The sequence below is a fragment of the Streptomyces sp. NBC_00045 genome, assembly GCF_045041095.1.
Taxonomy (GTDB): Bacteria; Actinomycetota; Actinomycetes; order Streptomycetales; family Streptomycetaceae; genus Streptomyces.
Map to the genome: position 1 here is coordinate 1,970,590 of NZ_CP108271.1, position 26,876 is coordinate 1,997,465.

Consider the following 26,876-nt stretch of genomic DNA (forward strand, 5'->3'; position numbering starts at 1 on the left):
CCCCGCGGCAACGAAAAGAAGGACCCCGCCCGACGCGGGGTCCTTCTTTTCGTTGTCTACCCGTAAGGCCGTCAGCGGCTCGCGGCGATCTCCGCGACGCGGCGGCGGACAAGGAACCAGCCGCCGACGAGGGCGGCCCCGATGACGGGCACGCACAGGACGGTGGTGCGGCCGACGCCGCCGTCGCACCACATCAGGACCAGCACGGCGAACAGGAACACCAGCGTGACGATCTGCGTGTACGGGGCCCAGGGCAGGCGGTAGGACGGCCGCTGCAGGGTGCCCTCCTGCGCGCGGCGCCAGAAGAACAGCGAGCAGATCATGACCATGCCCCAGGTGCCGAGGATGCCCAGCGAGGCGAAGTTCAGGACGAGCTCGAAGGCGTCCTTCGGCATCAGGTAGTTCAGGCCGACGCCGGCGAGGCCGAATGCGGCGGTGAAGAGCACGCCGCCGTAGGGGACCTTGCCCTTGTTCATGCGGGCGGTGAACTTCGGCGCGGAGCCGGACATGGCCATCGAGCGCAGGATGCGGCCGGTGGAGTAGAGCCCGGAGTTCAGGCTGGAGAGCGCCGCGGTCAGGACGACCAGGTTCATGACGCCGGCGGCGCCGGGGATGCCCAGCTTGTCGAAGACGGTGACGAAGGGGCTCTGGTCCGAGGAGTACGAGGTGTACGGGAGCAGCAGCGCGAGCAGGATCACCGAGCCGACGTAGAACAGGCCGACGCGCCACATGATCGAGTTGATCGCCTTCGGCATGATCTTCTCGGGGTTCTCGGTCTCGCCGGCGGCGACTCCGCACAGCTCGACGGAGGCGTACGCGAAGACCACGCCTTGGAGCAGCAGGAGCATCGGGAGCATGCCGGACGGGAAGATGCCGCCGTTGTCGGTGATCGAGGACAGGCCCGGGGTGTGGCCGCCGATGTCGTGGCTGGTGGCGACCAGGTAGATGCCGACGAGCAGGAAGATGCCCAGGGCGGCGACCTTGACCAGGGAGAACCAGAACTCCATCTCGCCGAAGTACTTCACCGAGATCAGGTTCGCGGTGAGGACCACGGCGAGGGCGATCAGGGCGAGGACCCACTGCGGGACGCTGGTGAACATCGACCAGAAGTGCGCGTAGGTCGCGGCGGCGGTGATGTCGGCCACGGTGGTCGTGGACCAGTTCAGGAAGTACAGCCAGCCGGCCGTGTAGGCGCCCTTCTCCCCCATGAACTCGCGCGCGTAGGAGACGAACGCGCCGGAGGAGGGCCGGTAGAGCACGAGCTCGCCGAGGGCCCGGACGACGAAGAAGGCGAAGATGCCGCACACCGCGTAGGCGATCGCGAGGGAGGGGCCCGCGTTGGCGAGCCGGCCGCCGGCACCGAGGAACAGGCCGGTGCCTATCGCCCCGCCGATCGCGATCATGTTGATGTGGCGGGACTTGAGGTCCTTGCTGTAGCCCTCGTCACCGGCGTCGACGTGGCGGGCGGACGCCGGGGCCGGGGCCTCGGTCAAGGTGCGGTCACTCATGTAGGACTTCGCCTTCGTGGGTGGGACAGGCAGTTCCGACCGCCGTGCAGGTGAGCTGGGTGGGGTCACCTGTGCGGGGGTCCGGTGGTTTTTGTCGCCCCAGGAGACCATGAGCCCCGGCCCCGGCCAAAACCCGCCCTCCTCGCACAGAAGCCCCCGACGACCTTGGAAACGGGCGCGGGGGGCTTCGTACGGGCAGGAAAGCGAGGCAGTGGGGGTCAGTCGCGGGGGTCGGCCTCCGCGGCCTGGTCGAGGCGGAAGGCCTCGTTCCCAAGGCCGATGCGGGCGTGCACCTCGGGGCGGCGGCTGCGCAGGATCGCCCCGTAGAGCAGTCCGCCCACGACGGCGGCGCCGATGATCCCGGGCAGGACCCAGCTGAGCGCGGAGCCCTTTTCGGCGCCGACGAGGACGCCGAAGTCCTTCACCGTGTACACGGCGATGCCGAGCAGGGCGATCCCGGCTGCGCCGGCCGCGACGAGCCGCCAGACCTGGGCGCCGGCGGTGCCGCGGCGGACGAAGAAGGCGATGACGGCGAAGGAGGCGGCGGCCATGAGAAGGGTCACGCCGAGGGCTCCGACGCTGCCCATCCAGGTGAACAGGTGCAGGACCGGCGTGGTGGGGTCGCCGGCCGGCGTGTCGTCGGTGAAGGCGAAGGCGAGGACGACGAGCGTGGCGATGACGGTCTGGAGGAGGGAGCCGGTCGCGGGGGCGCCGGTGCCCGCGCTGGTCCGGCCGAAGGCGGCGGGGAGCAGGCCCTCGCGGCCCATGGCGAAGGCGTAGCGGGCGACCACGTTGTGGAAGCTGAGCATGGCCGCGAACATGCCGGTCACGAAGAGGACGTGGAGTACGTCGGTGAAGGTGGTCCCGAGACGGCTCTGGGTGAGCTCGAAGAGCAGGCCGGGGCCGGCTTCGCCGGAAGCCTTGACGATCTGGGAGGGCCCGGTGGCGACGGTCAGGGCCCAGGCACTGAGCGCGAAGAAGAGGGCGACGAAGCCGACGGCGAGGAACATCACCCGGGAGACGACGATGTGGGGCTTGCTGGTCTCCTCGGCGTAGACCGGGGACTGCTCGAAGCCGACGAAGGCGGCGATGCAGAAGCACAGGGCGGTGCCGAGTCCGGTGCCGCCGAGGGTCGCGGGGTCGAAGGCGTGCAGGGAGAGGCCTTCGGGGCCGGGGTCGGCGAGGGCGGCGACGTCGAAGATGACGACGAGGGCGCACTCGATGAGGAGGAGGACGCCGAGGACGCGGGCATTGAGGTCGATCTTGAGCCAGCCGAGCGCTCCGGTCACTGCGACGGCTGCCAGGGCCGGTATCCACCAGGCGACGTCGATCTTCAGGTAGGTGCTGAAGAGGCCGGAGATCTCGAAGCCGAGGATGCCGTAGACGCCGACCTGCATGGCGCTGTACGCGACCAGGGCGACGAGCGAGGCGCCGGCGCCCGCGGTGGGGCCGAGGCCGCGGGCGATGTACGCGTAGAAGGCGCCGGCGTTGTGGACGTGCCGGCTCATCTCGGCGTAGCCGATGCTGAACAGCGCGAGCACGATGCCGAGGATCACGAACAGCAGCGGCTGGCCGACGACGCCCATGACGCCGAAGGTGGTGGGCATCACGCCGGCGACGACCATGAGGGGCGCGCTGGCGGCGAGTACGGAGAGCAGCAGGCCCGCGGTGCCGAGGCGGTCGGCGCGCAGGGCGCGGTCCTGGCCCTTGTAGGTGCGGATCTCGGGCGCGGTGCTGAGCGTGGTGGATCTGCCCGTCGCCATGGCGGGGTGTCCTTTCGGGGGAAGGTCGGGGTCGAACTGGGCTGGTGCGGTCGAGCGGAGTGCGGTCGAGCGGAGTGCGGGCCGAGCGGAGTGCGGGCCGAGCGGGGTGCGGTCGAGCGCGGGCGCCAGCCGCCTCAGGCGGTGCCGAGCGCGGCGCTGCGGGCCGCGAGGAAGGCCTTGTGCGGGTCGAGGTCCGGGTAGGACCAGGGAGCGGGTGTGGCGTGGCTGCCGATGCGGTGGAACAGGGCGGCGGCCTCGGCCGGGCGGCCCTCGCAGAGCTTGGCGTGGGCCAGGAAGTTGAGGTCGACCCGGTTGCGGGGGTGGTCCTCGCGCTCCCACTCCAGCCACCAGTCGAAGGCCGAGCGCAGTACCTGGCGGGCGCGGCGGCTCGACCAGTGGGCCACGGCTCCGGCGCTGCTGTCGGAGCCGTACTTGCCGGCCAGCACCCGGTAGCGCTCGGCGTGGGCGATGACGGGCAGGACGGCGAGCGGGGAGTCGGCCGGGGACTCCTCGGCGGCCCAGGCGGCGAAGTCGTAGACCTCGTGGAGCGGGTCGTGGCCGGAGCCGGGTGTGTGCTCGGCGAGCTGGGCGACCATGAGGTGGTGGGCGTGGTGGTGCTCGCGGTGGCGTGCCCGGACCTGGTCGAAGTGGCGGCTGAACTCCTCCTCGGTACCGAAGGCCCGGGAGAGCATGAGCAGCCCCAGCCAGGGGGTGGGGTCGGCGGGGAGCAGCACGGCGGCCCGGCGGCAGGCCTCTTCGGCCGCCTCGGGCGTGCCCTTGCGGCGCAGGGCGTTGATGACGGCGGCGCAGGCGAGGAGGGTGGCGGCGTCGGCGCTCTCGGGTTCGGCGAGCAGCCATTCGCGGGCCCAGGCGGTGGCGGCCGGGGTCTCGGCGAGTACGACGACGCGGTGGCCGCGGCGGTCCCAGTCGTCGCCGGTGCCGACGAGGAGGGACCGGGCCTTGGCCCAGCGGCCCTGGGTGAACTGGGCGCGCACGTCGACCAGCTCGGCATCGCAGAGGGCCGGGTCGAAGAGCTGGGCGTCCCGCTTGCGGGCGCGGCCGAGGGGCGGCGGAGGCGGGGACATCCGCGAAATTCCCTCCAGAGCACGGGCGCGGGCGGACGGTTTGGCTGGATGATCACGCACAGCAAAGCGGTACGCACAGCTCCGAGTCAAGGTCCAGTCCACTGCGTGGCGCGTTTCAACTGGTATGTACATGACGTGAGTTGGGGCGTCCAGATCCGTTCGCAGGCGCTGCTGGAGCGACCGTGGGGTGGGCCCATGACGACCTACGACGATCTTCCTCCCGCTTTGTTCGCGTTCCCGGGGCCGGTGCGCGACATGCTGGTGGCGGCGGTGCTGAGCGGCGCGAAGACCTCAACCACGGGATTGCTGACCGAATACGAGGTAATGGGCGACCCCCTGCCGGTCGTGGGCGAGCGGATGGCGGTCATGGACTCCGCGCAGCGTCCGGTGGCCGTCCTGGAGGTGACGGGCGTACGGGCTCTACCGCTCGCGGAGGAGGACCTCGGGCACGCCCCGGACGAGGGCGAGGGATACGCGTCCGTAGCCGAATGGCGTGTTTCCCACGAGCGGTACTGGCACGGGCCGCAGATCCGGGAAGTGCTCGGCGACCCGGAGTTCACGGTGACCGACGACACGCTGGTCGTCGCGGAACGCTTCCGGGTCGTCGAACGCCCCTAGGGGCCGCCACGGGAGCCCGGAGGGGGCCTGCCTCAGGCCACCGCCCCGGCTGCGGCGCGGCCCGCCGCACGGCCCGAGAAGATGCAGCCGCCGAGGAAGGTGCCCTCCAGGGCCCGGTAGCCGTGCACCCCGCCGCCGCCGAAGCCGGCCGCCTCGCCGGCCGCGTACAGGCCGGGCAGCGGGTCACCGGACCCGGTGAGGACCCGGGAGGACAGGTCGGTCTCCAACCCGCCCAGGGACTTGCGGGTCAGGACGGAGAGGCGGACGGCGATCAGCGGGCCCGCCTTCGGGTCCAGGATCCGGTGCGGCGCGGCGGTGCGGATCAGCCGGTCCCCGAGGTACTTGCGGGCGCCGTGGATGGCCGTCACCTGGAGGTCCTTGGTGAACGGGTTGGCGATCTCCCGGTCCCGAGCCACGATCTCCCGGCGCACCGTCTCCTCGTCGAGCAGGTCCTCCTTGGTGACCGCGTTCATGCCGCGCACCAGCGAGGCGAGGTCCCGTTCGACGACGAAGTCGACTCCGTTGTCCATGAACGCCTTCACCGGTCCCGGAACGGCCTGCCGCGCCCGGTCGATGACGTCGCGGACGGACCTGCCCGTCAGGTCCGGGTTCTGCTCGGATCCCGAGAGGCCGAACTCCTTGCCGATGATGCGCTGGTTGAGCACGAACCAGGTGTGGTCGTGGCCGGTCCTCATGATGTGGTCGAGGGTGCCGAGGGTGTCGAACCCGGGGAAGAGCGGGACGGGCAGCCGCTTGCCGGTGGCGTCCAACCAGAGCGAGGACGGGCCGGGCAGGATGCGGATGCCGTGCCGCGACCAGATCGGGTCCCAGTTCTCGATGCCCTCGGTGTAGTGCCACATCCGGTCCTTGTTGATGTGGCTGGCGCCGGCCTCCTCGGCGATGCCCAGCATCAGGCCGTCCACGTGCGCCGGGACCCCGGACAGCATCCGCTGCGGCGGCGTGCCCAGCCGGGCCGGCCACTGCGCGCGCACGAGGTCGTGGTTGCCGCCGATGCCACCGCTGGTCACGATCACCGCCTGGGCCCTGAGGGAGAAGTCGCCGGTGCTCCCACGGCCGCTCGCGGTGCCGCGTACGGCGTCGGAGGGCTCCAGGATCTCGCCCGTCACGGTGTCCAGGGCGCCGCCCGTCCGGGCGAGGCCGGTGACCCGGTGGCGGAACTTCAGCCGGACCAGGCCACGGGCCACCCCGGCACGGACCCGCCGCTCGAAGGGTTCGACCAGGCCGGGCCCGGTGCCCCAGGTGATGTGGAAGCGGGGGACGGAGTTCCCGTGGCCGTTGGCGTCGTAGCCGCCGCGTTCGGCCCAGCCGACCACCGGGAAGAAGCGGACGCCCAGGGCGTGCAGCCAGGGCCGCTTCTCACCGGCCGCGAAGTCGACGTAGGCCTCCGCCCAGCGGCGCGGCCAGGCGTCCTCCTCACGGTCGAAGCCGGCGGTGCCCTGCCAGTCCTGGAGGGCGAGCTCGCGGCTGTCCTTGATCCGCATCCGCCGCTGTTCGGGCGAGTCGACGAAGAACAGCCCGCCGAAGGACCAGTGCGCCTGGCCCCCGATCGACTGCTCGGGCTCCTGGTCGAGCAGGATGACCTTGCGGCCCGCGTCGACGAGCTCGGCGGTGGCCACGAGACCGGCGAGTCCGGCCCCGATCACGATCACGTCTGCGTCGTACGTCATGGCGAACCCGTCCTCCGGTCGGTGGTGGGGCAGATCCTTGGCTACGGAGCGGTAACCAGTCAACAGCGGTGGTTGGATGAGCCGTGTGAGTGCTGCTGACGAAGTACTGGACGTGGTGGACCGGGACGACCGGGTGACGGGGCGGGCGCCGCGCGGCGAGGTGTACGCGGGCGGGCTGCTGCACCGGTGCGTGTTCGTACAGGCCAGGGACGCGCAGGGGCGGATCTTCGTCCACCGGCGGACGGCGTCGAAGCTGGTCTTCCCCTCGGCTTACGACATGTTCGTGGGCGGAGTGGTGGGCGCCGGCGAGAGCTACGCGCAGGCCGCCCTGCGGGAGGCCGAGGAGGAGCTGGGCGTGGCGGGTCTGGCGCAGCCGGCGCCGCTGTTCAAGTTCCTGTACGAAGGGCCGGGCGGGGCCTGGTGGTCGTACGTGCACGAGGTGCGCTGCGAGCTGCCAGTGCGGCCGCAGGAGTCGGAGGTGTCCTGGCACGCGTGGCTCTCCGAGGGGGAACTGGCGGGGCGGGTCGCGGACGGGGCGTGGGAGTGGGTGCCGGACGGGCTGGAGGCGTACCGGCGGCTGCGCGCGCACCGGGAGTCGCACCAGTAGATTGATCAGGTGATCGACTTCGTCAAGGACGTACGCCTCTGGTTCGCCCCGCAGCGGCTGAGGGACGAGGGCGAAACCCCCGACTACCGGTTTTCGCTGGCCAACGAGCGGACCTTCCTGGCCTGGATCCGGACCGCCCTGGCCCTGGTGGGCGGCGGTTTCGCGGTGGACCAGTTCCTGCCGGACCTGCGCTGGGGCGTGCGGGTCGGGATGGCCCTCGCGCTGCTCGTGGTGGGTGCCGCCTGTGCGCTGCGGGCGGTGAACCACTGGGTGCGGTGCGAGCGGGCGATGCGGCGGGGCGAGGACCTCCCGCTGTCCCGGTTCCCGGTCGTGCTGAGCCTGGGAGTGGGGCTGGTCGCGGTGTCGATGGTCCTGGTGGTGCTGATGGGCTGGACGAGCGGTCGATGACGACCCCCGGTTCGGCGGCCCGCGACGCGGGACTGCAGCCCGAGCGGACCCGGCTCGCATGGCGGCGCACGACGCTGGCGTGCTCGGTCACGGCGGTGCTGGCGCTGCGGGCGGCGCTCCGCGGGTCGGGCTCGCCGCTGGAGGTGATCGGGGCGGCGGTGATCGCTCTGATCTGGCTGGCGTTCCTGGCGGTCGCCCACCACCGCATGCGCCAACTGACGGCCCGCCGCCCACCCGCCCTCGCCCCCCGCGCGGCCCTGGCGGCGGTGGCCTGCACGGTGGCCCTATCCCTCTTCGCGGCGGCAGTGGTCCTCTGACCCACGGAGGCAGCCCGGTCGGAACCACGGAGCCGGGAGCCAGACGCTCCACCGGGAGGGGCGGGCAACAGCCGCGCAGCCGGCAGCCAGACACTCTGCCGGGAGGGGGCGGGCCGAAGCCACGGAGCCGGGAGCCAGACACTCCGACGGGAGGTGCCGGCGGCAGCCACCCAGCCGGGAGCAAGCCGCTCCACCGGGAGGGGCGGACGGAACCTACGGCGCCGGGAGCAAGTCACCCCACCAGAAGGGGTGGGCGGCAGCCGCGGAGCCGGGAGCACGAAATCCGCACCCAGGGTGCAGTCACACAAGGCCCAGCGGCCCGCCCTCCCCGCCTTCCGACCACCCGTCACGGGCCCTCCCGCTGACTGGGGCACCGGTCACCACGGGCAGGAGCGCATCATCACGCCGACATCGCCCACGGTCACCACAGATGGACACACCCACCGGCCGGACCAGCACCTCACCCCGACATCGCCCACGATCACGACCGGTGGAAGCACCCACACGCCGGACCTGCACCTCACCCCGACACCGGCCACGGTCACAAGCGGCCGGACGGGCGGGCAACCGGCCGGCCAGCCGGCCAAAGAACGACCGGTCCGCGCACAGAGCTGCGCACAACGGTCAGACAGTGCGGGCACACAGGACGGGACAACGACGGGAGCGTCCTGACCTACAGGAAAGACCAGCCGCAGGCCGCACACGACACCAACACCCACCACCAGGGGCGGCTGCAGGCCTCCCTACAGGACATCCCCCCACACCCACCCACACCGCCCCACCAAAACCATCAACACCACCACCGAACAACACCACCCACCACCGCCCCGCAACGCCACCCCAACCCACCACCACCACCACCCGCACCCGCACCCGCACCCGCACCCGCACCACCCCGCCAACACCAACCCCAACACCAACACACCACCCGCCCCGCCCTCCCCCCGCGCCCCCGCAGCTGGCAGGATGCCGAATGCCCGTCAAAGCCGTCCCGGGAGAGCGCACATGACCGCCGAAGAGCCGTACCTCGTCCAGCCCGCACCCGGGGTGTACGCCTACGTCCAGCCGGACGGTGGCTGGTGCCTCAACAACGCCGGCTTCGTGAGCGACGGCGGTCGGACCCTGCTCATCGACACCGCGGCCACCGAGCGGCGGGCCCTGGCCCTGCGCGAGGCGGTCGTGGCGACCGGGGTGCCGCTGCCACGCACGGTGGTGAACACCCACCACCACGGAGACCACACGTACGGCAACGCCGTCTTCGCCCCCGAAGCCCTGATCCTCGGGCACGACAACGCGCGCAGCGAACAGCTCGCCGCCGGGCACCAGCTGGAGCTCATCTGGCCCGCCACCGACTTCGGCGCGATCGAGATCACCGCGCCGGACCTCACGTACAGCGACCGGATGACCTTCCACCTCGGCGAGACGGAGGTGCGGGTGGTCCACCCGGGCGTCGCGCACACCACCGGGGACTCGATCGTGTTCCTGCCGCGGCAGCGGATCGTGTTCACCGGCGACCTGGTCTTCGCCGGGGGCACGCCGTTCCTGGCGATGGGCTCGCTGGCCGGTTCGCTGCGGGCGCTTGAGCTGCTGCGCTCGCTGGACGCGGAGACCGTCGTACCGGGCCACGGGCCGCTGACGGACCCGTCCGCGTACGAGGCGACCGAGCGCTACCTCCGCTACGTGGCCGAGCTCGCCCGGGAGGGCAGGGCGAAGGGGCAGACCCCCCTGGAGGTGGCGCGCCAGGCCGATCTCGGCGAGTTCGCGGCCTGGCGGGAGAGCGAGCGACTGGTGGCGAACCTGCACCGGGCGTACGCGGAACTGGCCGGTGAGCCGGAAGGGGCGCCGCTGGACATACTGGCGGTGCTCCAGGACATGACCGTGATGAACGGCGGGACGCCGATCCTGTGCCACGCCTGACGCTGGCGTCCTGACCCGCCGACGGGCCGGGGGATTTCCCTCCGGCCCGTACTCGTGGGCCCTGCACACTGGACGACATACCGACTGGTCGGCATGATGGGGCGGCATGACGGCTCGCGTTCGTTTCGTCCTCGTCCACTCCGCACGGAGGTGCGCACCATGACCTCAGCGTCAGCGTCCGCTTCAGCCGCCCCCCGGGGCCTCGATCTGGAGGGGCTGCGCGGTCATCTCGACCGGGCACGGCCGGGTCTCGTGGCCGGGGAGCTGCGCGGCCGGCTGATCGAAGGCGGCCGGTCGAACCTCACGTACGAGATCACCGACGGGACCGCCCGCTGGGTGGTGCGCCGCCCGCCGCTCGGCCACGTCCTGGCGACGGCGCACGACATGCGGCGCGAGCACCGGGTCATCCAGGCGCTGCACGGCACGGCCGTGCCGGTGCCCGAGCCGGTGCTGTTGTGCGAGGACGAGTCGGTCCTCGGGGCGCCGTTCTACGTCATGGAGTACGTGGACGGGGTGCCGTACCGGACGGCCGGCCAGCTCTCCGGAATCGGCCCCGAGCGCACCCGACGGGCGGTGCTGGGCCTCGTGGACACCCTGGTCGACCTGCACGCGGTGGATCCGGAAGCGGTGGGTCTGGGCGACTTCGGCCGGCCCGAGGGGTTCCTCGACCGGCAGCTGCGCCGCTGGGGCAAGCAGCTCGCGGCCTCCCGCGGGCGCGAGCTCGCGGGCATCGACGAGCTGCACGGCGCGCTCGGCCGGGCCCTGCCGGACTCCCCCGCCCCGACCGTCGTGCACGGTGACTTCCGGCTGGACAACGTGCTGATCGGCGGGCCGGACGACACGATCCGGGCGGTGCTGGACTGGGAGATGTCCACGCTCGGAGACCCGCTGACCGACCTCGGGCTGCTGGTGATGTACAGCTCGGACCTGGGGCTGACGGACTCCCCGGTCAGCACGACGAGCGGTGCGCCCGGTCACCCGGCGCCGGCCGAGCTGATCGAGCGGTACGCCGCCCGGTCCGGCCGGGACACCGGCGCGATCGCCTGGTACACCGCCTTCGCTTGGTTCAAGCTCGCGGTGATCCTCGAAGGCATCCACTACCGCTACACGCTCGGGCAGACGGTGGGCGCGGGCTTCGACCGGATCGGCGAGCTGGTCCCGGTCTTCATCGAGCACGGTCTGACCACCCTCCAAGAACTGCAGGAAGGCTGAGGCACACCCATGGACTTCGCATTCGACTCCCGGACCGAGGAACTCCGCGAGCGGCTCCTCACGTTCATGGAGGAGTACGTGTACCCGGCGGAGCCCGTCGCCGCCGAGCAGCGCGCGCGGCTGGCCTCACCCTGGGACACTCCGGCCGTCTTCGGTGAGCTGAAGGCCGAGGCGCGCCGTCAGGGACTGTGGAACCTCTTCCTGCCGGACGCGGTGCACGGCGCCGGGCTGACCAACCTCCAGTACGCCCCGCTCGCCGAGATCACCGGCCGCAGCCCGCACCTGGCGCCGATGGCGACCAACTGCGCGGCCCCGGACACCGGGAACATGGAGCTGCTCGCGCAGTTCGGCAACGAGGCGCAGCAGAAGCAGTGGCTCCAGCCGCTGCTGGCCGGGGAGATCCGGTCCGCGTTCGCGATGACCGAGCCGGAGGTCGCCTCCTCGGACGCGACGAACATCGAGACGCGGATCGAGCGTTCGGCGGACGGTGACGAGTACGTCGTGACCGGACGCAAGTGGTTCATCTCCGGGGCCATGAACCCGGACTGCAAGATCTTCATCGTCATGGGCAAGACCGACCCGGACGGCGCCGATCCGCGGCGCCAGCAGTCGATGATCCTGGTCCCGCGCGATACGCCGGGCGTCGAGGTGCGGCGTGCGATGACGGTGTACGGGTACGAGGACCACGACCACGGCGGCCACGCCGAGGTGGTTTTCGACGGGGCCCGGGTGCCGGCCGCGAACCTGATCGGCGAGGAGGGCACCGGCTTCGCCATCGCCCAGGCCCGGCTCGGCCCGGGCCGGATCCACCACTGCATGCGGCTGATCGGCATGGCGGAGCGGGCCATCGAGTTGATGTGCCGGCGCGCGGTGGGCCGTACGGCCTTCGGCAAGGAGCTGGCCGCGCAGGGAGTCGTACAGAACTGGATCGCGGACGCGCGGGTCACGGTGGAGCAACTGCGGCTGCTGGTGCTGAAGACGGCCTGGCTGATGGACACGGTCGGCAACCGGGGTGCGCACACCGAGATCCAGGCCATCAAGATCGCGACTCCGCGGGCGGTGGTGCGGATCCTCGACGATGCGGTGCAGCTGCACGGTGCGGGCGGGGTGAGCCAGGACTTCCCGCTGGCCGAACTGTGGGCGGCAGCACGGACGTTGCGGCTGGCGGACGGTCCGGACGAGGTGCACCAGCGCTCGCTGGCGCTCCGGGAGCTGAAGAAGTACCGCGCGTGAACGTGTGGGAACCGTGCGGAAGTTCGGACGAACTCATGTACGAGGTGAAGGCGATGCGGGGGGTCTTTTAAGAAAGCTTGTTGAATAACCCTTTACCCCCGGGGCGTTCTTGATTTGCGCCTGTCAATCGGAAGAGGGTTCTCCAGAAGGTTTGACGCCCCACACGTCAACATGAGGAGAACCCTCCAGATGGCAACTCACAAGCGCTCGCGCGGTTTCCGGTACGCGGCAGTCGCCACGGGAGCCGCCACCGCGGCCGCCGTGACCCTGCTCGCCACCCCCTTCGCGGGGGCCGCAGCACCGGCCGAAGGCACGGTGTTCGGACTGGGCGCGCCCGGCGCGATCAGCGGTAGCTACGTCGTCATACTCGACGCATCCGCGAACAAGGAACAGCTGGCCAAGAAGTACGGAGGCGAGCTGAAGCGCACCTACAGCTCCGGGGTCAACGGCTTCTCGGTCGCCGGCCTGAGCGAGACCAAGGCCAAGCGGCTCGCCGCGGACCCGGCCGTCGGCAAGGTCGTGCAGAACAAGAAGTTCACCATCAACGCCACCCAGGACAACCCGCCTTCATGGGGTCTGGACCGGATCGACCAGACGGCCAAGGCGGGCGACAAGAAGTACAGCTACCCCGACAGCGCCGGCGAGGGGGTGACGGCGTACGTCATCGACACCGGCATACGCACGACGCACAAGGACTTCGGCGGCCGAGCCACCTCCGGCTTCGACGCCGTCGACAACGACGACAGCGCAGATGACGGCAACGGCCACGGCACGCACGTCGCGGGCACCATCGCGGGGACCGCGCACGGCGTCGCCAAGAAGGCGAAGCTGGTCGCGGTGCGGGTGCTCGACGACAACGGCTCCGGCAGCACCGAGCAGGTCGTCGCCGGCATCGACTGGGTCACCCAGCACCACTCGGGGCCCTCGGTGGCCAACATGAGCCTGGGCGGCGGCGCGGACGAGGCGCTGGACGAGGCCGTGCGACGGGCCATCGCCTCGGGCGTCACCTTCGCGGTGGCGGCGGGCAACGAGTCGGCCGACGCCGGGCAGGGCTCCCCCGCCCGGGTTCCGGAGGCGATCACGGTGGCGTCGAGCACCATCGACGACCAGCAGTCCTCGTTCTCCAACTTCGGCTCCGTGGTGGACCTGTACGCGCCGGGCTCGGACATCACCTCGGACTGGAAGGACAGCGACAGCGCCACCAAGACCATCTCGGGCACGTCCATGGCCACCCCGCACGTCACCGGCGCCGCGGCGGTCTACCTGGCCGGACACCCGTCCGCGACCCCGGCGCAGACGGCGTCGGCGCTGACGGCCGCGGCCACCGCCGGCGCGGTGACCAACCCGTCGGCCGGCACGGCGAACAAGCTGCTGAAGGTCGCCCCGTAGCGGTGACCGGACGCTCTGGCCGGCCGCGCTGACCGGATGCACCGAGATGCACCGACCGGACGTACCGAAGGGCCCGCCCCCGTCCGCCCCTGCCAGGGGCGGACGGGGGCGGGCCGTCGTACGGGCGCGGTCCGCGGCTACGGGCGCAGGGCGCGCAGCAGCAGGTCGGCGAGGTGGTCGGCGACCTGGCGGGGCGTGAGCGGGCCGTCCGCGCGGTACCAGGTGGACAGGTGGTGGACCGAGCCGAAGTGGTAGTCCACCACCAGGTCCGCGGGGGTGGCGGTGGAGAACACCCCGGTGCGCTGGCCTTCCTCGACCAGTGCCCGGAAGCGCTCGTGGTAGCGCCGGCGCTCCGCCCGCACCTGCTTGAACTTCTCCGGGCTGAGTTGGTGCATCGACCGGAAGAAGATCGCCGCGTCGTCGAGGTTCTCGATGGTGGTGACCACCACGTCGGCCGCCGCGGCGCGCAGCCGCTCCTCGACGGGGGCGTCGGAATCGGCCACCACGTCCAGGCGCTGCTGCTGGAGGCGCAGCATCCGCGCGTACACCTCGTGCAGGAGGTCGTCCTTCGATCCGAAGTAGTGGTAGAGCGCTCCCTTGGTGACCCCGGCCGCCTCGACGATCTCCTGTACGGAGGTGCGGTCGTAGCCGCGCTCGGCGAACAGCCGGGTGGCGACGGCCAGCAGCCGCTGCGGCACCGGGGCTTCGTGCGTGCCTTCGGGCTCCGTGCTCCTGGCAGCCATGGCGCTGACCTTCCCTTCCCTGTTCTCTGGCCCGTTCGACCAGCGGTACGAGCAGCTGTACGACCGTACGGCTGTTTTCAGCCGCGATCGCGCAGTTCCCGTCGCAGGATCTTGCCACTCGTCGTCTTCGGCAGGACAGGCAGGATCTCCACTTGGCGCGGGTATTTGTACGCGGCGATGCGGGCGGCGCAGTAAACGGACAGTTCTTCCGGTTCGACCGAGGTGCCGGGGCGGAGGCTGACGTACGCCTTCACGCTCTCGCCGCGGTACGGGTCGGGCACGCCGACCACGGCCGCCTCGCGCACGGCGGGGTGGCCGTAGAGAACGTCCTCGACCTCGCGCGGCCAGACCTTGAACCCGGAGGCGTTGATCATGTCCTTCTTGCGGTCGACGACGTACAGCCAGCCGTCCTCGTCCATGAAACCGACGTCTCCGGTGCGCAGTTCGCCGTCCGGGAAGGCCTTGGCGGTGTCGGCGGGCAGCCCCCAGTAGCCGGGAACGACCTGGGGTCCGCGGACGGCTATCTCGCCGGTCTCGCCGAAGGGCACCTCGGCGCCGTGCTCGTCCAGGACCCGTACGACGGTGTCGGCGCCGGGCAGGCCCACGGAGAGGGTGCCGGAGGCGGGGTCCACCGGGGCTTCGAGGTGCGCGGGCACGGAGGCGCAGGGCGCGGTGCACTCGGTGAGCCCGTAGCCGTTGCGCAAGTAGAAGCCGAAGGCGGCGCGGAGGCGTTCGACGAGGGCGGGCGGGAGCGGGGCGCCGCCGGAGGAGATCACCTGGAACGAGGCGAAGTGGTCCCGGGTGACGTCGGGGTGGGCGGCCAGCGCCATGAAGGCGGTGGCCGGGCCGACGGCGTAGGCGGGGCGGTGCTCCAGGAAGGCGTCGAGGACGACGCCCGCGTCGAAGCGGTGCGCGAGGACGAGGGTGCCGGCGTTGACGAAGCAGGCACCGAGCTCGCAGACCATGCCGGTGATGTGGAAGAGGGGTGCGAGGGCGAAGTACGCGGCGCCCTCGGGGAGCGGGTGCCCGGTGACCTGCCGGACGGCGTTGTGGGTGAGCGCGCCGTGCGGGTTCATGGCGCCCTTGGGGGTGCCGCTGGTGCCGGAGGTGTAGCTGATGAGCGCGGTGTCGGCGGCGGTGAATCCGGGGTCCGGCGGGGCGGGGCGGCCCTGGCGGGCCACCGCACCCAGGTCGGCCCTGGCCGGGACGCCGGGGGCACCGGCGCCGGGACCGGCGGGCCCGGACTTCTGGGTTCCGTCCTGCCGCGTTCCGTCCAACGGGGTTCCGTCCAACGGCGTTCCGTCCCACAGCGTTCCGTCCAGCGGGGCGCGTGGCCGCGGGACCGCTCCGGCTGCGCCCGCCGGGACCGGGGACGTCGGGGGGAGGACGCGGGGGTCGTTGCGGGTCTGGAAGTCGTGGTCCGAGGTGGTCAGGACGGCCCGTACGGCCGTGTCGCGAACGGCGCCGGCCAGGTACGCCGACCACGCGCTGCCTTCGCACAGCAGCGCGACGGCCCCGGAGTCGCGCAGGATGTGCCCGACCTCTCCCGTTTTGTACATGGGGTTGAGCGGTACGACCACCGCCCCGGCCTTCCATGCGGCCAGGACCGCGAGCACGAAGTGCGGGGTGTTCTGGAGCATGACGGCGACCCGGTCCCCGCGGCCGATGCCCTGCGCGGCGAGGTGGCCGGCGACGGAGTCCGAGAGGGCGTCCGTCTCCGCGTAGCCGATGCGGCCGTCGAAGTAGGCCAGCGCGGTGCGCTCGGGGGCCCGGGCGACGGCGTCGCGGAAGGCGTGCAGCAGGCTGGGCGGCGGGGAGACGGGGGCGCGCTGGGCTGGGCTGAGCAGTGCGAGCCACGGCTTGGCGGCGTAGTGGGAGGACCGGGTCACCTGGCCTCCCACTTCTGCTGGAGGTGGTTCATGCCGGCGAGCCAGCGGTCCGGTTCGGTGGCGCGCGCGGCGTAGTAGTCCGCGACCTCGGGGTGCGGGAGGATCAAGAACCGGCCCTTCTCCATGCCGTCGAACAGTGCGTCCGCAACCGCTGCCGGCTCGATCGCGGTCGGCGCGAGGACGAGTTCGCCCGCCGAGCCCGCGGCCGTCAGCATGTCGGTGCGGACCCCCTGCGGACAGATGGCGTGGACCTGCACGCCGCGGTGGCGGTAGGTCAGCGAGAGCCACTCCGCGAAGGCGAGCGCACCGTGCTTGGTGACACTGTACGGCGCCGCCCCGATCATGGTCAGCAGCCCTGCGGCCGAGACGGTGGACACGAAGCACCCGCTCCCGCGCTCCAGCCAGTCGGGCAGCAGCAGCCGGGCTGCGCGGACGTGCGCCATGACGTTGGTGTCCCAGGCCGCCTCCCACACGGCCTCGTCGGCGAACGCGTCTCCGCCCGAGGCGAGTCCGGCATTCGCGCAGTAGACGTCCACCCTGCCGCCGAGGGCCTCGCGGGCCTCGGCCACGACGGCCGACGCGTCGCCCGGCACCGGGATCGCCCGGGCGCCGATCTCGGCCGCCACTGCGGCGGCCTTCGCGGGGTCGAGGTCGTTGACGACGACCATGGCCCCCTCGGCGGCGAAGCGGTGGGCGAGGGCGGCGCCGATGCCGCCGCCCGCGCCGGTGACGACGACTCGCTGGTCCTGGTACGCGCTCACGGGATCACCTTTCATGGCCGGATGCCCGGCAGACTAACCGGTCGGTATGTCGGGGTGGAAGAGGGGCGGCGCCTAGCGTGGGCGAATGACGCTGTCGCGACGGGGGTTGCTGGGACTGGCGGGAACGGCGGGGGCCTTGGGGACCCTCGGAGCGACGGGCGCGGCTCCCGGCAGGGCACCGGACCGGGCAGCCGACCCGGCGATGGCCGACCCGGCGGTGGCCGACCGGGTGCGCACCGGCTTCGAACAGCTCGCCGCCGACGGCTACGGGGCGCTCGCCGGCCAGCGGGTCGCTGTGGTCACCAACCCCACCGGAATCACCGCCGACGCCCGCCACCTGGTCGACGTGCTGCATGCGGACGCGCGGGTCGACCTGTTGGCGGTGTTCGGGCCGGAACACGGGTTCCGCGGGACGGCGCAGGCCGGCGAATCCGAGGCCGCCGGGCGCGATCCGGCGACCGGGCTGCCGGTGTACGACACGTACGGCAAGAGCGGACAGAAGCTCGCGGACGTCTTCACGGCGGCCGGCATCGACACCGTCGTCTTCGACATCCAGGACGTCGGGGCGCGCTTCTACACCTACGTCTGGACCCTGTACGACTGCATGCGCGCGGCCGCGCTCGCTGGCAAGGCGGTGGTCGTACTGGACCGGCCGAACCCGGTGGGCGGCGTGCGGGCCACCGGTCCCGTCCTGGAGCGCGCGTACGCGAGCGGCGTGGGCCGCGAGCCGATCGCGCTGGCGCACGGGATGACGGTGGCCGAGCTGGCCCTGCTGTTCAACGGGAAGTTCCTGGCCGCGCAGCCGGTCGAGCTGCGCACGGTGCGGATGACCGGGTGGCGGCGGGACTCCTTCTTCGGGGCGACCGGGCTGCCCTGGGTGCCGCCGAGCCCGAACGTGCCGACGCCGGACACGGCCCTCGTGTACGCCGGCACCTGCCTGTTCGAGGGCACCAACCTGTCCGAGGGGCGCGGGACGACCACGCCGTTCGAGGTGGTCGGTGCCGAGGGCGTGGACCGGCGGTGGGCGGAGGCGGCCGAGGCGCTGGGGCTGCCCGGGGTGTGGTTCCGCGAGGCCTGGTTCACGCCGACGTTCTCCAAGTTCGCCGGGAAGGTGTGCGGCGGGGTCCGGCTGATCGTGCACGACCGGGCGGCCTTCGATCCGGTGCGGGCCGGGATCGGGCTGCTGGTGACCGCGAAGCGGTCGTGGAGCGGTTTCGCGTGGCGCACCGACCATTGGATCGACCAGCTGACCGGCTCGGACCGGGTGCGGAAGATGGTGGACGCGGGGGCCGGGGTCGAGGAGATCGCGGCCGACTGGGCGGCGGGACTGGAGCGGTTCGCGGCGGTGCGGGGGCGGTACCTGCTCTACCCGTGAATCCGCGGGCGCCGGGGTCTGGCCGGGCGGGGGCCGCAGCAGGATGCTGGACGGCACCGGAGAGACGGCGCGGAGGGGGACCCCATGTCGGACGGAACGGGCAGAAGCGTCGGTATCGGAGTCGGTCCGTACGCGGAGCTGACCTTCGACGCCGACGGGGACGTGGACCGGAGCACTCAGGACGCGGTGGCCGGGCTGGAGGCCACCGACCTACTGGTCTTCGCGCACGGCTGGAACAGCGACCGGTCGACGTCGACCAGGCTCTTCGACCGCTTCTACGCACCCTTCCCGGGGCTGGTGGGGTCCGGCGTACGGCTGGGGTACGTGGGTGTCGTATGGCCCTCGATCCGGTTCTCGGACGAGCCGATACCGGACTTCGACCCCCGTGGCGCGCTCGCCGAGCCGGGCCACGGGACGGCTCTGGACCCCGCCACGCTGCGGGCGCTCGGGGAGTTCTGGCCGGGGCGGGTGGCGGAGCTGGACCGGGTCGCGGAACTGTTGGAGGACCGGCCGGAGTCGGTGGCGGCCTTCACCGAGTTCGGCGCGCTGGTACGGGAGCTGGCGGGCGTGGATGCGGTGGACGCGGTCGATCCGGCGGCGGCTGCCGGGGCGGACGCGGCTGCGGACGCCGCCGGCGCGGGCCCGACCGTAGCGGCACCGGCCGAGCGCGACGTGCCCGCGATCTTCACGCTGGACGTGCTGGAGGTGTGCCGGGCCTTCACCGAGGGCCTGATCGAGGCGGGCGCGCTGCCCGGGGGCGGCGCCGAGCCCGGCCTCACCCTCGGCGGCAGCCTGCACGCGCTGTGGAGCGGCGCCAAGGAACTGCTGCGGCAAGCCACGTACTACCAGATGAAGAGGCGTGCCGGGACCGTCGGCGAGCGCGGCCTCGGCCCGGTGCTGGCCGAACTGGCGGGACACCGCCCGGCCCTGCGGATCCATCTGATCGGCCACAGTTTCGGGGCCCGGGTGGTGTCCTTCGCGCTGCGCGCGGTGCCGGACGGGGCGCGGTACGTGAAGTCCGTGACCCTGCTCCAGGGAGCCTTCTCCCACTACGCCTTCGCCGACCGGCTCCCCCACGACAAGGGCAGCGGCGGCGCCCTGCGCGGTATGCAGCGCAAGACCGACGGCCCGGTCGTCGCCTGCCACTCCCCGTACGACTCGGCCCTCAAGGTCTTCTATCCGCTGGCCTCCCGGATGGCAGGGGATTCGGCCGGTCTCCTCGGTTTCGACGAGCGGTGGGGCGCGATCGGTCACGACGGGGTACAGGCGGTGCCGGGCGCGCCGCGGCTCACCCTCGACGCGGCCCTGCGCGCGGGGGTCCCGCAGGCCGGTTGCGTCAGCGTGGACACCGGGTCCGTGGTCCGGCGCGGGGGTCCCCCTTCGGGGGCGCACAGCGACATCTGCCACGAGGAGCTGGCCCGGCTCGTGGTTGCCGCGGGGCGCATGGGGCGCTGAGTTCTGGCCATGTGCCACCCGCACGCCTCGACCGCCCCCGCATGCGCCCGCAGCTGACCGGGCATGTTGGGCACATCTCACGGTGCGTCGTCGTTCGACGTTGTACGACGCCCCCCGGTGCGGGCGTGGGCGCGTTCGGAGGTGAAGGTGTGATGGCGGGATTCCGAAGTCTGGCGTACCAGGTGCGCGACGCGCGCAATGACCGTGCCCTGCGGCGCCATTCGCTGCGCCGCTGCCTGGAGCGGTTCGCTCCGTACGGGCACCGGGCGACGTGGTGGCATCTGTGCGACCGGCACGGCATCGCCCCCGAGGACCGGGCTGCCGATCCGCAGCGGCTGGTGGCGGCGCTGGAGGAACTGGAGGAGGCGCGGGCGGTCTGGCTGGAGTACGAGCGCCAGTTCGCGGAGCGGCGCCGCCGCGAGAAGTACCACGGGCTGCGCCGACCGGAGTGGGCGTGGGGCGGCAGCGGGGACGCGGTGGTGCGGTGCGCCGACCCGGGGGTGCGGCCGGACGGGACGCTGGGCGAGGTGCTGCGGCGGCTGGTCGTGGCGCTGGAGTCGGAGCCGGGGACGGGGTGCCCGGTCTGCGGGGAGCAGGAGCTGCGCTGGCCCGCGCAGCTGCCGGGGCAGAGACGGGGGCCCCGCGCGGGGCACGGCCATTGGGAGGGGGCGTGGGCCTGGGACGGGCCGGTGTGCGCGGGCTGCGGGATCGTCGTGCCCAGGCCGGCGCTGGCGGGCTCGTCTGCGATGGCGGACCCGGCTTCGGCGGGGGCGGCATGAGCCTGCGGGGACCGGGGGTCTCGGTGTCGGTGTCGGTGTCGGTGTCGGTGTCGGTGTCGGTGTCGGTGAACGGTGCGCGCACTGCCGCCGACGGCACCGCCGTTCCCCTGTCCCCGCAGGAGCTGGTGGAGTCGGCCCTGGGGGCGGTCGCCGCCGGGGCCGGGGAGGTTCTGGTCCATCCTCGGACCCCGTGCGGCCGGGAGAGCCTGTCCCCCCGGGTCGTAGGGCCGGTGCTGGAGGCGTTGCGGGGCACGGGGGTCTCCGTACCGCTTTCGGTGTCCGTGGGGATCGCGGCCGAGCCCGATCCGGCGGGGCGGCTGGAGCGGGTCCGGTCGTGGACGGTGCTGCCGGACCGGGCGGTGGTGCACTTCGCGGAGCCGGGGGCCGAGGAGCTGGCGGAGGCCCTGCTGGCGCGGGGCGTTGGTGTGGACGCGGTGGTTCCGCTGGGTGGGGGCGCCGGTACGGGGACGGGGCCGGAGCCCTGGACGGAGTGGGGACCGGGCCTGGCATCGGAACGGGAACCAGAAGCACGGCCGGACCGGCAACCGGAGCCGCTGGCGCGCTTCCTGGCCTGGCCGGTACGGGACCCGGCGCGCCTCCGGCTGGCGCTGGAGCTGGCCGCGGCCGATCCGGCTCTGGTGGCGGGGCTGCGGTGGCTGCCGCCGGTGCCGCTGCTGCTGTTCGGGCGGGACGCCGCCGCCTGGCCGGTACTGCGGCTGGCCGCGCGGTGCGGCGCGGCCGCCCGGACCGGCGTCGGCGACGTACTGCACCTGCCGGACGGGCGGGCGGCGCGGTCGAACGCGGAGCTGGTGGCGGCGGCCCGGGAGGTGGTCGCCGCGCAGGGCGCCGCTACAGCCTGGAGCCGGTGAGCTGGTCGCCGAAGACGTCGTCCGGGTTGGACAGGGCGCAGTTCTTCAGCGAGAGGCAGCCGCAGCCGATGCAGTCGGTCAAGTGGTCGCGCAAGCGCATCAGCTGGGTGATCCGCTGGTCGAGCTCCGCGCGCCAGTCCTCCGAAAGCCGGGCCCAGTCCTCGCGGTTGGGGGTGCGTTCCTCGGGGAGCTGGGCGAGTGCGTCGCGGATGGCCGCCAGCGGGATGCCGACGCGCTGCGCGGCGCGCACGAAAGCCACCCTGCGCAGCGCGTCACGGCTGTAGCGGCGTTGGTTGCCGGAGGTCCGGCGGCTGCTGATCAGGCCCTTGGTCTCGTAGAAGTGCAGCGCGGAGACGGCCGCGCCGCTGCGGGCGGACAGTTGGCCGACGGTGAGCTCGTGGATTTTCTCGGGAATCTGCGGCACGACGCCGAGGGTAGTCGGCCGGTCCGACATTCGTTGACAGACGTGTCGTTGACAGATACAGGCAGCCCCAGCATGCTGAGCAAGCGCTTATTCGCCCAGGAGAGGGAGAGGCATGGCCGAGCCGAGGATCTTCACGTCCGCCGAGGAGCTGCGCGCAGGGATCGGGGAGCCGCTCGGTCCGAGCGGGTGGCTGGAGGTGGACCAGAAGCGGATCGACCTGTTCGCCGATGCCACCGGTGACCACCAGTGGATCCACGTGGACCCGGCGCGGGCCGCGGACGGGCCCTTCGGCTCCACCATCGCCCACGGCTACCTGACACTGTCGCTGCTGCCGAGCCTGGTCCCGCAGATCATGCGGGTCGAGGGCATGAAGATGGGCATCAACTACGGCACGAACAAGGTGCGTTTCCCGGCGCCGGTGCCGGTCGATTCGCGGCTGCGCGCCACCGCCGTGATCACCGAGGTCACGGAGGCGGGCGGCGGCGTCCAGGTCACGGCGACGGTCACGGTCGAGCGCGAGGACGGCGACAAGCCGGTGTGCGTTGCGGAGTCGGTGTCCCGCTACTACTTCTGAAGCGCGCCGGGGGTGGCGGACGCGCCGGGACCGTCCGGGACCGCGCCCACCATGCGCAGCACGAGGTCGGCGTAGAGCGCGCCGACCTCGTCGGGCGTACGACGGCCGGCCGTGTTGAACCAGCGGGCCACGTCGATGCACAGGGACAGGACGGCGAGGGTGGTGCCGGGGACGTCGGGCACGTCGAACTCCCCCGCCGTGACGCCGTCGGCGAGGATGCGGCGCACGGCGGCATCGCTCTGCCGGCGCAGTGCCACGATCTCGGAGCGGTGCTCCGGAGCGAGGGCGTCGAGCTCGTACTGGACCACGCGCGCGGTGGTGTGGTGTGCGGCGTGCCAGAGCACGAAGGACCGCACGGCGGCGTCGAGCCGCTCGGCGGCCGTGCCCGGGCCGGAAGCGGCGGTCTCCAGGATCTCCAGGGCCTTGTCGTGGCCGATCCGGCTGATCCGGTGGAGCAGTTCTTCCTTGGTCTTGTAGTGGATGTAGAGCGCGGCCGGACTCATTCCGGCCCGTCCCGCGATGTCACGCGTGGTGGTGGCGTGGTACCCGCGCTCCGCGAACGCTTCGACGGCGGCAACGAGCAGCCGCCGCGCGGCGTCGGGGGTGACCTCCGACCACGGCCGGTAGCCGCCGGTCGTCTCCTCCGCGCTGTCCATCGCTCGCTCACCCTCTTCGTTCCTGTGGAAGGAACACCTTACCGGAGGGTGAGCAAGCGCTTAGCCGAGATGGGCGACATGGCGGCTCCCTCTCAGACCTTCGGCTGGAAGGGGTCGTAGTCGGCCATGATCTTCTCCATCCGGGCCTGGTCGACCCGGGTGACGATCTGCGTCAGCTCCTGGCGGTCGCGGATCACCTTGGCGAGGGTGAAGGCCGAGGTGGTGAGGTAGAGGACCGCGATGCCGAGGAAGGCGCGGACCCAGCCGTCGACCTGGAGGTGATAGATCCCCAAGGCCACGGCACAGATGGCGACCGCGAAGGACGCGACGGCCTGGCCGTAGTACGCCGCCGAGTTGCGCTGCTTGACCGGTGTCTCGTTCATGGACCCAGCATCGGGCGGCGTGACCGGGGCCACATCCGCGCACGTACTCAGACCCGTACTCAGAAGGGTGCGGGCCCGAAAAGGTGCGTACTCAGAAGGCGGAGACGCCGGTGCGGGCCCGGCCGATCAGCAGCTTCTGGATCTGACTGGTGCCCTCGTACAGGGTCATCACGCGGGCGTCGCGCAGCAGTTTGCCCGCCGGGTACTCGTCGATGTAGCCGTAGCCGCCGTGCACCTGGAGGGCGTTGCTGGCGGCCCGCACGGCGGCCTCGGAGGCGAAGAGCTTGGCGGTGGAGGACTCGGTGGCGAAGGGCTGCCCGCGGTCGACGAGGTCGGCCACCCGCCAGGTCAGCAGCCGGGCCGCGTCCACGTCGACCGAGATGTCGGCGATCAGCTCCTGGACCAGCTGGTGGTGGGCGATGGGCTTGCCGAACTGCTCGCGCTGGGCTGCGTACGAGAGCGCCGCGTCCAGCGCCGCCTGCGCGATGCCGACGCACCCGGCGGCGACCGACATCCGACCCTTGGCCAGCGCGGACATGGCCACGGAGAAGCCCTTGCCCTCGGGGCCGAGCATCGCCGAGGCGGGGACGCGGACCCCGTCGAGGGCCAGTTCGGCGGTGGCCTGGCCGCGCAGACCGAGCTTGCCGTGGACCTCGCGGCGGGTGAGCCCGGGGGTGTCGGCGGGGACGAGGAAGGCGGAGATCCCGCGGTGGCCGGGCTCGTCGTTGGTACGGGCGAAGAGGAGGACCACGTCGGCCCAGGTGCCGTTCGTGATGAACATCTTGCTTCCGCTGATGACGTACGCGTCCCCCTCGCGCACGGCGCGGGTGGTGAGGCTGCCGGCGTCGGAGCCGGTGCCGGGCTCGGTCAGGCCGAAGCAGCCGAGCGCGTCACCGGAGCAGAGGCGGGGCAGCCAGGCGCGCTTCTGGCCCTCGGTCCCCCACGCGGCGATGGTCTTGGCGACCAGACCGAGGGAGACGGACACGATCCCGCGCACCGCGGAGTCGCCGCGGCCGAGCTCCTCGGTGACGAGGACGTAGGCGAGGTGGTCGCCTCCGGAGCCGCCGTACTCCTCGGGGACGGTCAGGCCGAGGAAGCCGAGGTCGCCGAGCTTCTTGACGATGGCCCGGTCGACGCTCTCGGCGCGGTCCCATTCGGCGGCGTACGGGGCGATCTCGCGCTCGGTGAACTCGCGGGCGAGCCGGCGTACGGCTTCCTGCTCCTCGCTCAGCTCCAGGTTCACCGGGCACCTCCGGGCGGTCCGGCGCGAGATTAACTAGCACCGGTAGTTTTTGGCGGGCAGGCCCTACTATGTGGCGCATGGCCAGACCGCGCAAGCCCCTCCTCAGCAGAGACCGCATCGTCGAGGCGGCGGGCGCGCTGGTCGACGCGGAGGGGCTGGAGGCGGTGTCGACCCGGCGGCTGGCCGCCGCCCTGGGGGTCAGCGGGCCCTCCCTCTACAACCACTTCCGCACGAAGGACGAGATCCTGGACGCGGTCGCGGACGCGGTGAGCGCGAGGGTCGACTTGTCGATGTTCGACCCGGGGGCGGGTCGGGACTGGCGGGGCGCCCTGCACGATTGGGCGCACTCGTACCGGGACGCACTGTCCGACCATCCGAACATCGTGCCGGTGTTGGCGCGCGGCCCGGGCCGGCGCCCGGCCGGACTGCGGGTGGCGGACGCGGTGTTCGGCGCGATGACGGCGGCGGGCTGGCCACCGGCCCACGCGACCCGGATCGGCGCCCTGATGCGGTACTTCATCCTGGGCTCGGCGGTCGGCTCCTTCGCCGGGGGTTTCGTGGACGACGAAGCCGCGTACGACCCGTCGGACTACCCCCACCTGGGCCAGGCCCACCTACTGGCCGAACGCAGGCGCGAGGTGGACGACGGCGCCTTCGAAACGGGCCTCGCGGCCCTGCTGGACGGTCTGGCCCTCCAGCACGAGGCACTGACCGCGCGGGAGACGGAACCGAAGCACCCGGCCTGACGAACCACGCCGGGCCGGGCGCCGGGCGAGCCGGCACCCGGCGGGTCGGCGCCGGGCGCGGCTACGGGGGGGCGTCCGCCCCCTAGAACACGATCAGCGAGCGGCCACCCTTGCCCGTGAGCATCGCGTCGAAGGCGGCCGGAATGCCGTCGAGCGTGATGCGGTCGGTGACCAGGGAGGCCAGGTCGAGGCGGCCCTCACGGACATGCTCGGCGATCACCGGGAGATCGCGCGCGGGGTCGCTGTTCCCGTACACGCAGCCGGTGAGGGTGCGGGCGAAGTGGAAGATCTCCAGGGCGTGGAAGGCGACCCGCTGGTCCTTGCCGCCGATGCCGACGACCGTGGTGCGGCCGCCGCGACGGGTGCAGTCCCAGGCTCCGCGGATGGACTCCGCCCGGCCGACGCACTCGACGGCGACATCGGCGCCCTGCCCGCCGGTGAGTGCGCGGACCTGCTTGGCGGTCGTGTCGGAGGCGAGTACGAACTCGGTGGCCCCGGCCGCCCGGGCCAGCTCCTCCTTGGCCGGGGAGACGTCGACGGCGACGATCGGGCCCGCCCCGGCGATCCGCGCGGCCTGGAGGGCGGCCAGGCCGACCCCGCCGACACCGAAGACGGCGACGGACTCACCGGGACGCACCCGGGCGCTGTTGCGGACGGCGCCGTAGCCGGTGAGGACCGCACAGCCGAGCAGGGCGGCCTCGGCGAGCGGGATCCCGGCGGGCGCGGGCAGCACGCAGTTGGCCGCGACGACCGTCTCCTCGGCGAACGCGGCCACGTTCAGCCCCGGGTGCAGCGGCGTGCCCTCGGCGTCGTGGGCGTAGACCGCGCCGACCCCGCTGAGCGCCTTCGCGCAGAGCCAGACCTCGCCGATCGAGCAGTGGTGGCACTGCCCACAGGACGGGGACCAGTTGAGCACCACCCCGTCGCCCGGAGCGACATGGGTGACCCCCTCGCCGACCGCGAGGACCGTCCCCGAGCCCTCGTGGCCGAGCACGGCGGGGACGGGAACCGTCATGGTGCCGTCGGCGAGGGAGAGGTCGGAGTGGCAGACACCGGCTGCGGCGAGCCGCACCCGGACCTGACCGGGGCCGGGATCGGGCAGGACGATCTCCCGTATCTCCAGCGGGGCTCCGACTGCGGGCAGGATGGCGGCGCGGACCATGGTCGATTCCATCTCTCGGGGCTCGGGGCTCGGGGCTGCGGGACGCGGGCTGCGGTGCGGTTTGCGAGCGAG

Annotated in this window: 26 protein-coding genes; 14 read left to right on the forward strand and 12 right to left on the reverse strand. The window is 72.4% G+C overall.

Annotated elements, in window-relative coordinates; translation table 11 throughout:
- Nucleotides 1–71: 71 nt before the first annotated feature.
- The 3 genes from OHA65_RS09355 to OHA65_RS09365 all read right to left on the reverse strand — a co-directional run bounded on the left by OHA65_RS09355 (nucleotide 72) and on the right by OHA65_RS09365 (nucleotide 4,356).
- The gene (locus OHA65_RS09355; protein ID WP_327282667.1) at nucleotides 72–1,508 is read right to left on the reverse strand and encodes an amino acid permease; all 1,437 of its coding nucleotides are present in this window, start codon (nucleotides 1,506–1,508) and stop codon (nucleotides 72–74) included.
- 218 nt (nucleotides 1,509–1,726) lie between these two features.
- Nucleotides 1,727–3,271, reverse strand: coding sequence for an APC family permease (locus tag OHA65_RS09360; protein ID WP_327282668.1), 1,545 nt, complete (start codon nucleotides 3,269–3,271; stop codon nucleotides 1,727–1,729).
- Nucleotides 3,272–3,405: 134 nt separating this feature from the next.
- Nucleotides 3,406–4,356, reverse strand: a complete 951-nt coding sequence (locus OHA65_RS09365; RefSeq protein ID WP_327282669.1) for a hypothetical protein — start codon at nucleotides 4,354–4,356, stop codon at nucleotides 3,406–3,408.
- Between the two features lie 195 nt (nucleotides 4,357–4,551).
- On the opposite strand from OHA65_RS09365, the gene OHA65_RS09370 reads away from it, so the two are divergent.
- A complete protein-coding gene (locus OHA65_RS09370) occupies nucleotides 4,552–4,974 on the forward strand; it encodes an ASCH domain-containing protein (RefSeq protein WP_327282670.1) in 423 nt (140 codons plus the stop codon).
- A gap of 32 nt (nucleotides 4,975–5,006) precedes the next feature.
- Here the strand turns inward: OHA65_RS09370 and OHA65_RS09375 are convergent, their stop codons facing one another.
- Nucleotides 5,007–6,662, reverse strand: coding sequence for an FAD-binding dehydrogenase (locus tag OHA65_RS09375; protein WP_327282671.1), 1,656 nt, complete (start codon nucleotides 6,660–6,662; stop codon nucleotides 5,007–5,009).
- An 85-nt stretch (nucleotides 6,663–6,747) separates the two neighbouring features.
- Between OHA65_RS09375 and OHA65_RS09380 the strand changes: the two genes are divergently transcribed.
- The 7 genes from OHA65_RS09380 (at nucleotide 6,748) to OHA65_RS09410 (ending at nucleotide 13,745) form a co-directional block, all read left to right on the forward strand.
- Complete coding sequence (locus OHA65_RS09380) at nucleotides 6,748–7,269, forward strand: NUDIX hydrolase (RefSeq protein ID WP_405761728.1); 522 nt, start codon at nucleotides 6,748–6,750, stop codon at nucleotides 7,267–7,269.
- 9 nt (nucleotides 7,270–7,278) lie between these two features.
- Entirely contained in the window at nucleotides 7,279–7,677 is a 399-nt protein-coding gene (locus OHA65_RS09385) for a DUF202 domain-containing protein (protein ID WP_327282673.1), read from the forward strand.
- A complete protein-coding gene (locus OHA65_RS09390; protein WP_327282674.1) occupies nucleotides 7,674–7,994 on the forward strand; it encodes a DUF202 domain-containing protein in 321 nt (106 codons plus the stop codon). The genes OHA65_RS09385 and OHA65_RS09390 overlap by 4 nt, the downstream gene beginning before the upstream one ends.
- Before the next feature lie 1,005 nt (nucleotides 7,995–8,999).
- Nucleotides 9,000–9,911 carry an MBL fold metallo-hydrolase gene (locus tag OHA65_RS09395; protein WP_327282675.1) on the forward strand — a complete coding sequence of 304 codons (912 nt, stop codon included), beginning with the start codon at nucleotides 9,000–9,002 and terminating at the stop codon, nucleotides 9,909–9,911.
- 159 nt (nucleotides 9,912–10,070) lie between these two features.
- Nucleotides 10,071–11,123, forward strand: a complete 1,053-nt coding sequence (locus OHA65_RS09400; protein WP_327282676.1) for a phosphotransferase family protein — start codon at nucleotides 10,071–10,073, stop codon at nucleotides 11,121–11,123.
- Nucleotides 11,124–11,132: 9 nt separating this feature from the next.
- Entirely contained in the window at nucleotides 11,133–12,356 is a 1,224-nt protein-coding gene (locus tag OHA65_RS09405) for an acyl-CoA dehydrogenase family protein (RefSeq protein WP_405761730.1), read from the forward strand.
- 189 nt (nucleotides 12,357–12,545) lie between these two features.
- The gene (locus tag OHA65_RS09410; protein WP_327282678.1) at nucleotides 12,546–13,745 is read left to right on the forward strand and encodes a S8 family serine peptidase; all 1,200 of its coding nucleotides are present in this window, start codon (nucleotides 12,546–12,548) and stop codon (nucleotides 13,743–13,745) included.
- Nucleotides 13,746–13,882: 137 nt separating this feature from the next.
- Here the strand turns inward: OHA65_RS09410 and OHA65_RS09415 are convergent, their stop codons facing one another.
- The 3 genes from OHA65_RS09415 to OHA65_RS09425 all read right to left on the reverse strand — a co-directional run bounded on the left by OHA65_RS09415 (nucleotide 13,883) and on the right by OHA65_RS09425 (nucleotide 17,153).
- Nucleotides 13,883–14,488: a TetR/AcrR family transcriptional regulator gene (locus OHA65_RS09415; RefSeq protein ID WP_327282679.1), complete on the reverse strand. Its 606-nt coding sequence runs from the start codon at nucleotides 14,486–14,488 to the stop codon at nucleotides 13,883–13,885.
- A gap of 77 nt (nucleotides 14,489–14,565) precedes the next feature.
- Complete coding sequence (locus OHA65_RS09420; protein ID WP_371646410.1) at nucleotides 14,566–16,377, reverse strand: class I adenylate-forming enzyme family protein; 1,812 nt, start codon at nucleotides 16,375–16,377, stop codon at nucleotides 14,566–14,568.
- Nucleotides 16,374–17,153 carry an SDR family oxidoreductase gene (locus tag OHA65_RS09425; protein ID WP_371646412.1) on the reverse strand — a complete coding sequence of 260 codons (780 nt, stop codon included), beginning with the start codon at nucleotides 17,151–17,153 and terminating at the stop codon, nucleotides 16,374–16,376. The genes OHA65_RS09420 and OHA65_RS09425 overlap by 4 nt, the downstream gene beginning before the upstream one ends.
- Before the next feature lie 70 nt (nucleotides 17,154–17,223).
- Here OHA65_RS09425 and OHA65_RS09430 point away from each other — a divergent pair, with 70 nt between their 5' ends.
- The 4 genes from OHA65_RS09430 to OHA65_RS09445 all read left to right on the forward strand — a co-directional run bounded on the left by OHA65_RS09430 (nucleotide 17,224) and on the right by OHA65_RS09445 (nucleotide 21,616).
- On the forward strand, nucleotides 17,224–18,513 hold the full coding sequence (locus OHA65_RS09430; protein ID WP_405761733.1) for an exo-beta-N-acetylmuramidase NamZ domain-containing protein: 1,290 nt from the start codon (nucleotides 17,224–17,226) through the stop codon (nucleotides 18,511–18,513).
- 84 nt (nucleotides 18,514–18,597) lie between these two features.
- Nucleotides 18,598–19,968 carry a serine-threonine protein kinase gene (locus OHA65_RS09435; RefSeq protein WP_371646414.1) on the forward strand — a complete coding sequence of 457 codons (1,371 nt, stop codon included), beginning with the start codon at nucleotides 18,598–18,600 and terminating at the stop codon, nucleotides 19,966–19,968.
- Nucleotides 19,969–20,120: 152 nt separating this feature from the next.
- Nucleotides 20,121–20,747: a hypothetical protein gene (locus OHA65_RS09440; protein WP_327282684.1), complete on the forward strand. Its 627-nt coding sequence runs from the start codon at nucleotides 20,121–20,123 to the stop codon at nucleotides 20,745–20,747.
- Nucleotides 20,744–21,616, forward strand: a complete 873-nt coding sequence (locus OHA65_RS09445) for a 3-keto-5-aminohexanoate cleavage protein (protein WP_405761735.1) — start codon at nucleotides 20,744–20,746, stop codon at nucleotides 21,614–21,616. Before OHA65_RS09440 ends, OHA65_RS09445 begins: the two co-directional genes overlap by 4 nt.
- Here the strand turns inward: OHA65_RS09445 and soxR are convergent.
- On the reverse strand, nucleotides 21,597–22,040 hold the full coding sequence (soxR, locus tag OHA65_RS09450) for a redox-sensitive transcriptional activator SoxR (RefSeq protein WP_327282686.1): 444 nt from the start codon (nucleotides 22,038–22,040) through the stop codon (nucleotides 21,597–21,599). The genes OHA65_RS09445 and soxR overlap by 20 nt on opposite strands.
- 112 nt (nucleotides 22,041–22,152) lie before the next feature.
- Here soxR and OHA65_RS09455 point away from each other — a divergent pair, with 112 nt between their 5' ends.
- Nucleotides 22,153–22,614, forward strand: coding sequence for a MaoC family dehydratase (locus tag OHA65_RS09455; RefSeq protein ID WP_327282687.1), 462 nt, complete (start codon nucleotides 22,153–22,155; stop codon nucleotides 22,612–22,614).
- Here the strand turns inward: OHA65_RS09455 and OHA65_RS09460 are convergent.
- From OHA65_RS09460 to OHA65_RS09470, 3 genes are all read right to left on the reverse strand, one after another.
- Nucleotides 22,605–23,270 carry a TetR/AcrR family transcriptional regulator gene (locus tag OHA65_RS09460; RefSeq protein WP_327282688.1) on the reverse strand — a complete coding sequence of 222 codons (666 nt, stop codon included), beginning with the start codon at nucleotides 23,268–23,270 and terminating at the stop codon, nucleotides 22,605–22,607. The two genes, OHA65_RS09455 and OHA65_RS09460, sit on opposite strands and share 10 nt — an antisense overlap.
- 92 nt (nucleotides 23,271–23,362) lie before the next feature.
- Nucleotides 23,363–23,653: a YiaA/YiaB family inner membrane protein gene (locus OHA65_RS09465; protein ID WP_327282689.1), complete on the reverse strand. Its 291-nt coding sequence runs from the start codon at nucleotides 23,651–23,653 to the stop codon at nucleotides 23,363–23,365.
- A 91-nt stretch (nucleotides 23,654–23,744) separates the two neighbouring features.
- On the reverse strand, nucleotides 23,745–24,896 hold the full coding sequence (locus tag OHA65_RS09470; protein ID WP_405761737.1) for an acyl-CoA dehydrogenase family protein: 1,152 nt from the start codon (nucleotides 24,894–24,896) through the stop codon (nucleotides 23,745–23,747).
- Nucleotides 24,897–24,973: 77 nt separating this feature from the next.
- Between OHA65_RS09470 and OHA65_RS09475 the strand changes: the two genes are divergently transcribed.
- Complete coding sequence (locus OHA65_RS09475) at nucleotides 24,974–25,642, forward strand: TetR/AcrR family transcriptional regulator C-terminal domain-containing protein (RefSeq protein WP_328762266.1); 669 nt, start codon at nucleotides 24,974–24,976, stop codon at nucleotides 25,640–25,642.
- Nucleotides 25,643–25,724: 82 nt separating this feature from the next.
- Here OHA65_RS09475 and OHA65_RS09480 read toward each other — a convergent pair whose 3' ends face one another.
- The gene (locus tag OHA65_RS09480) at nucleotides 25,725–26,804 is read right to left on the reverse strand and encodes a Zn-dependent alcohol dehydrogenase (protein ID WP_328765158.1); all 1,080 of its coding nucleotides are present in this window, start codon (nucleotides 26,802–26,804) and stop codon (nucleotides 25,725–25,727) included.
- Nucleotides 26,805–26,876 lie beyond the last annotated feature (72 nt).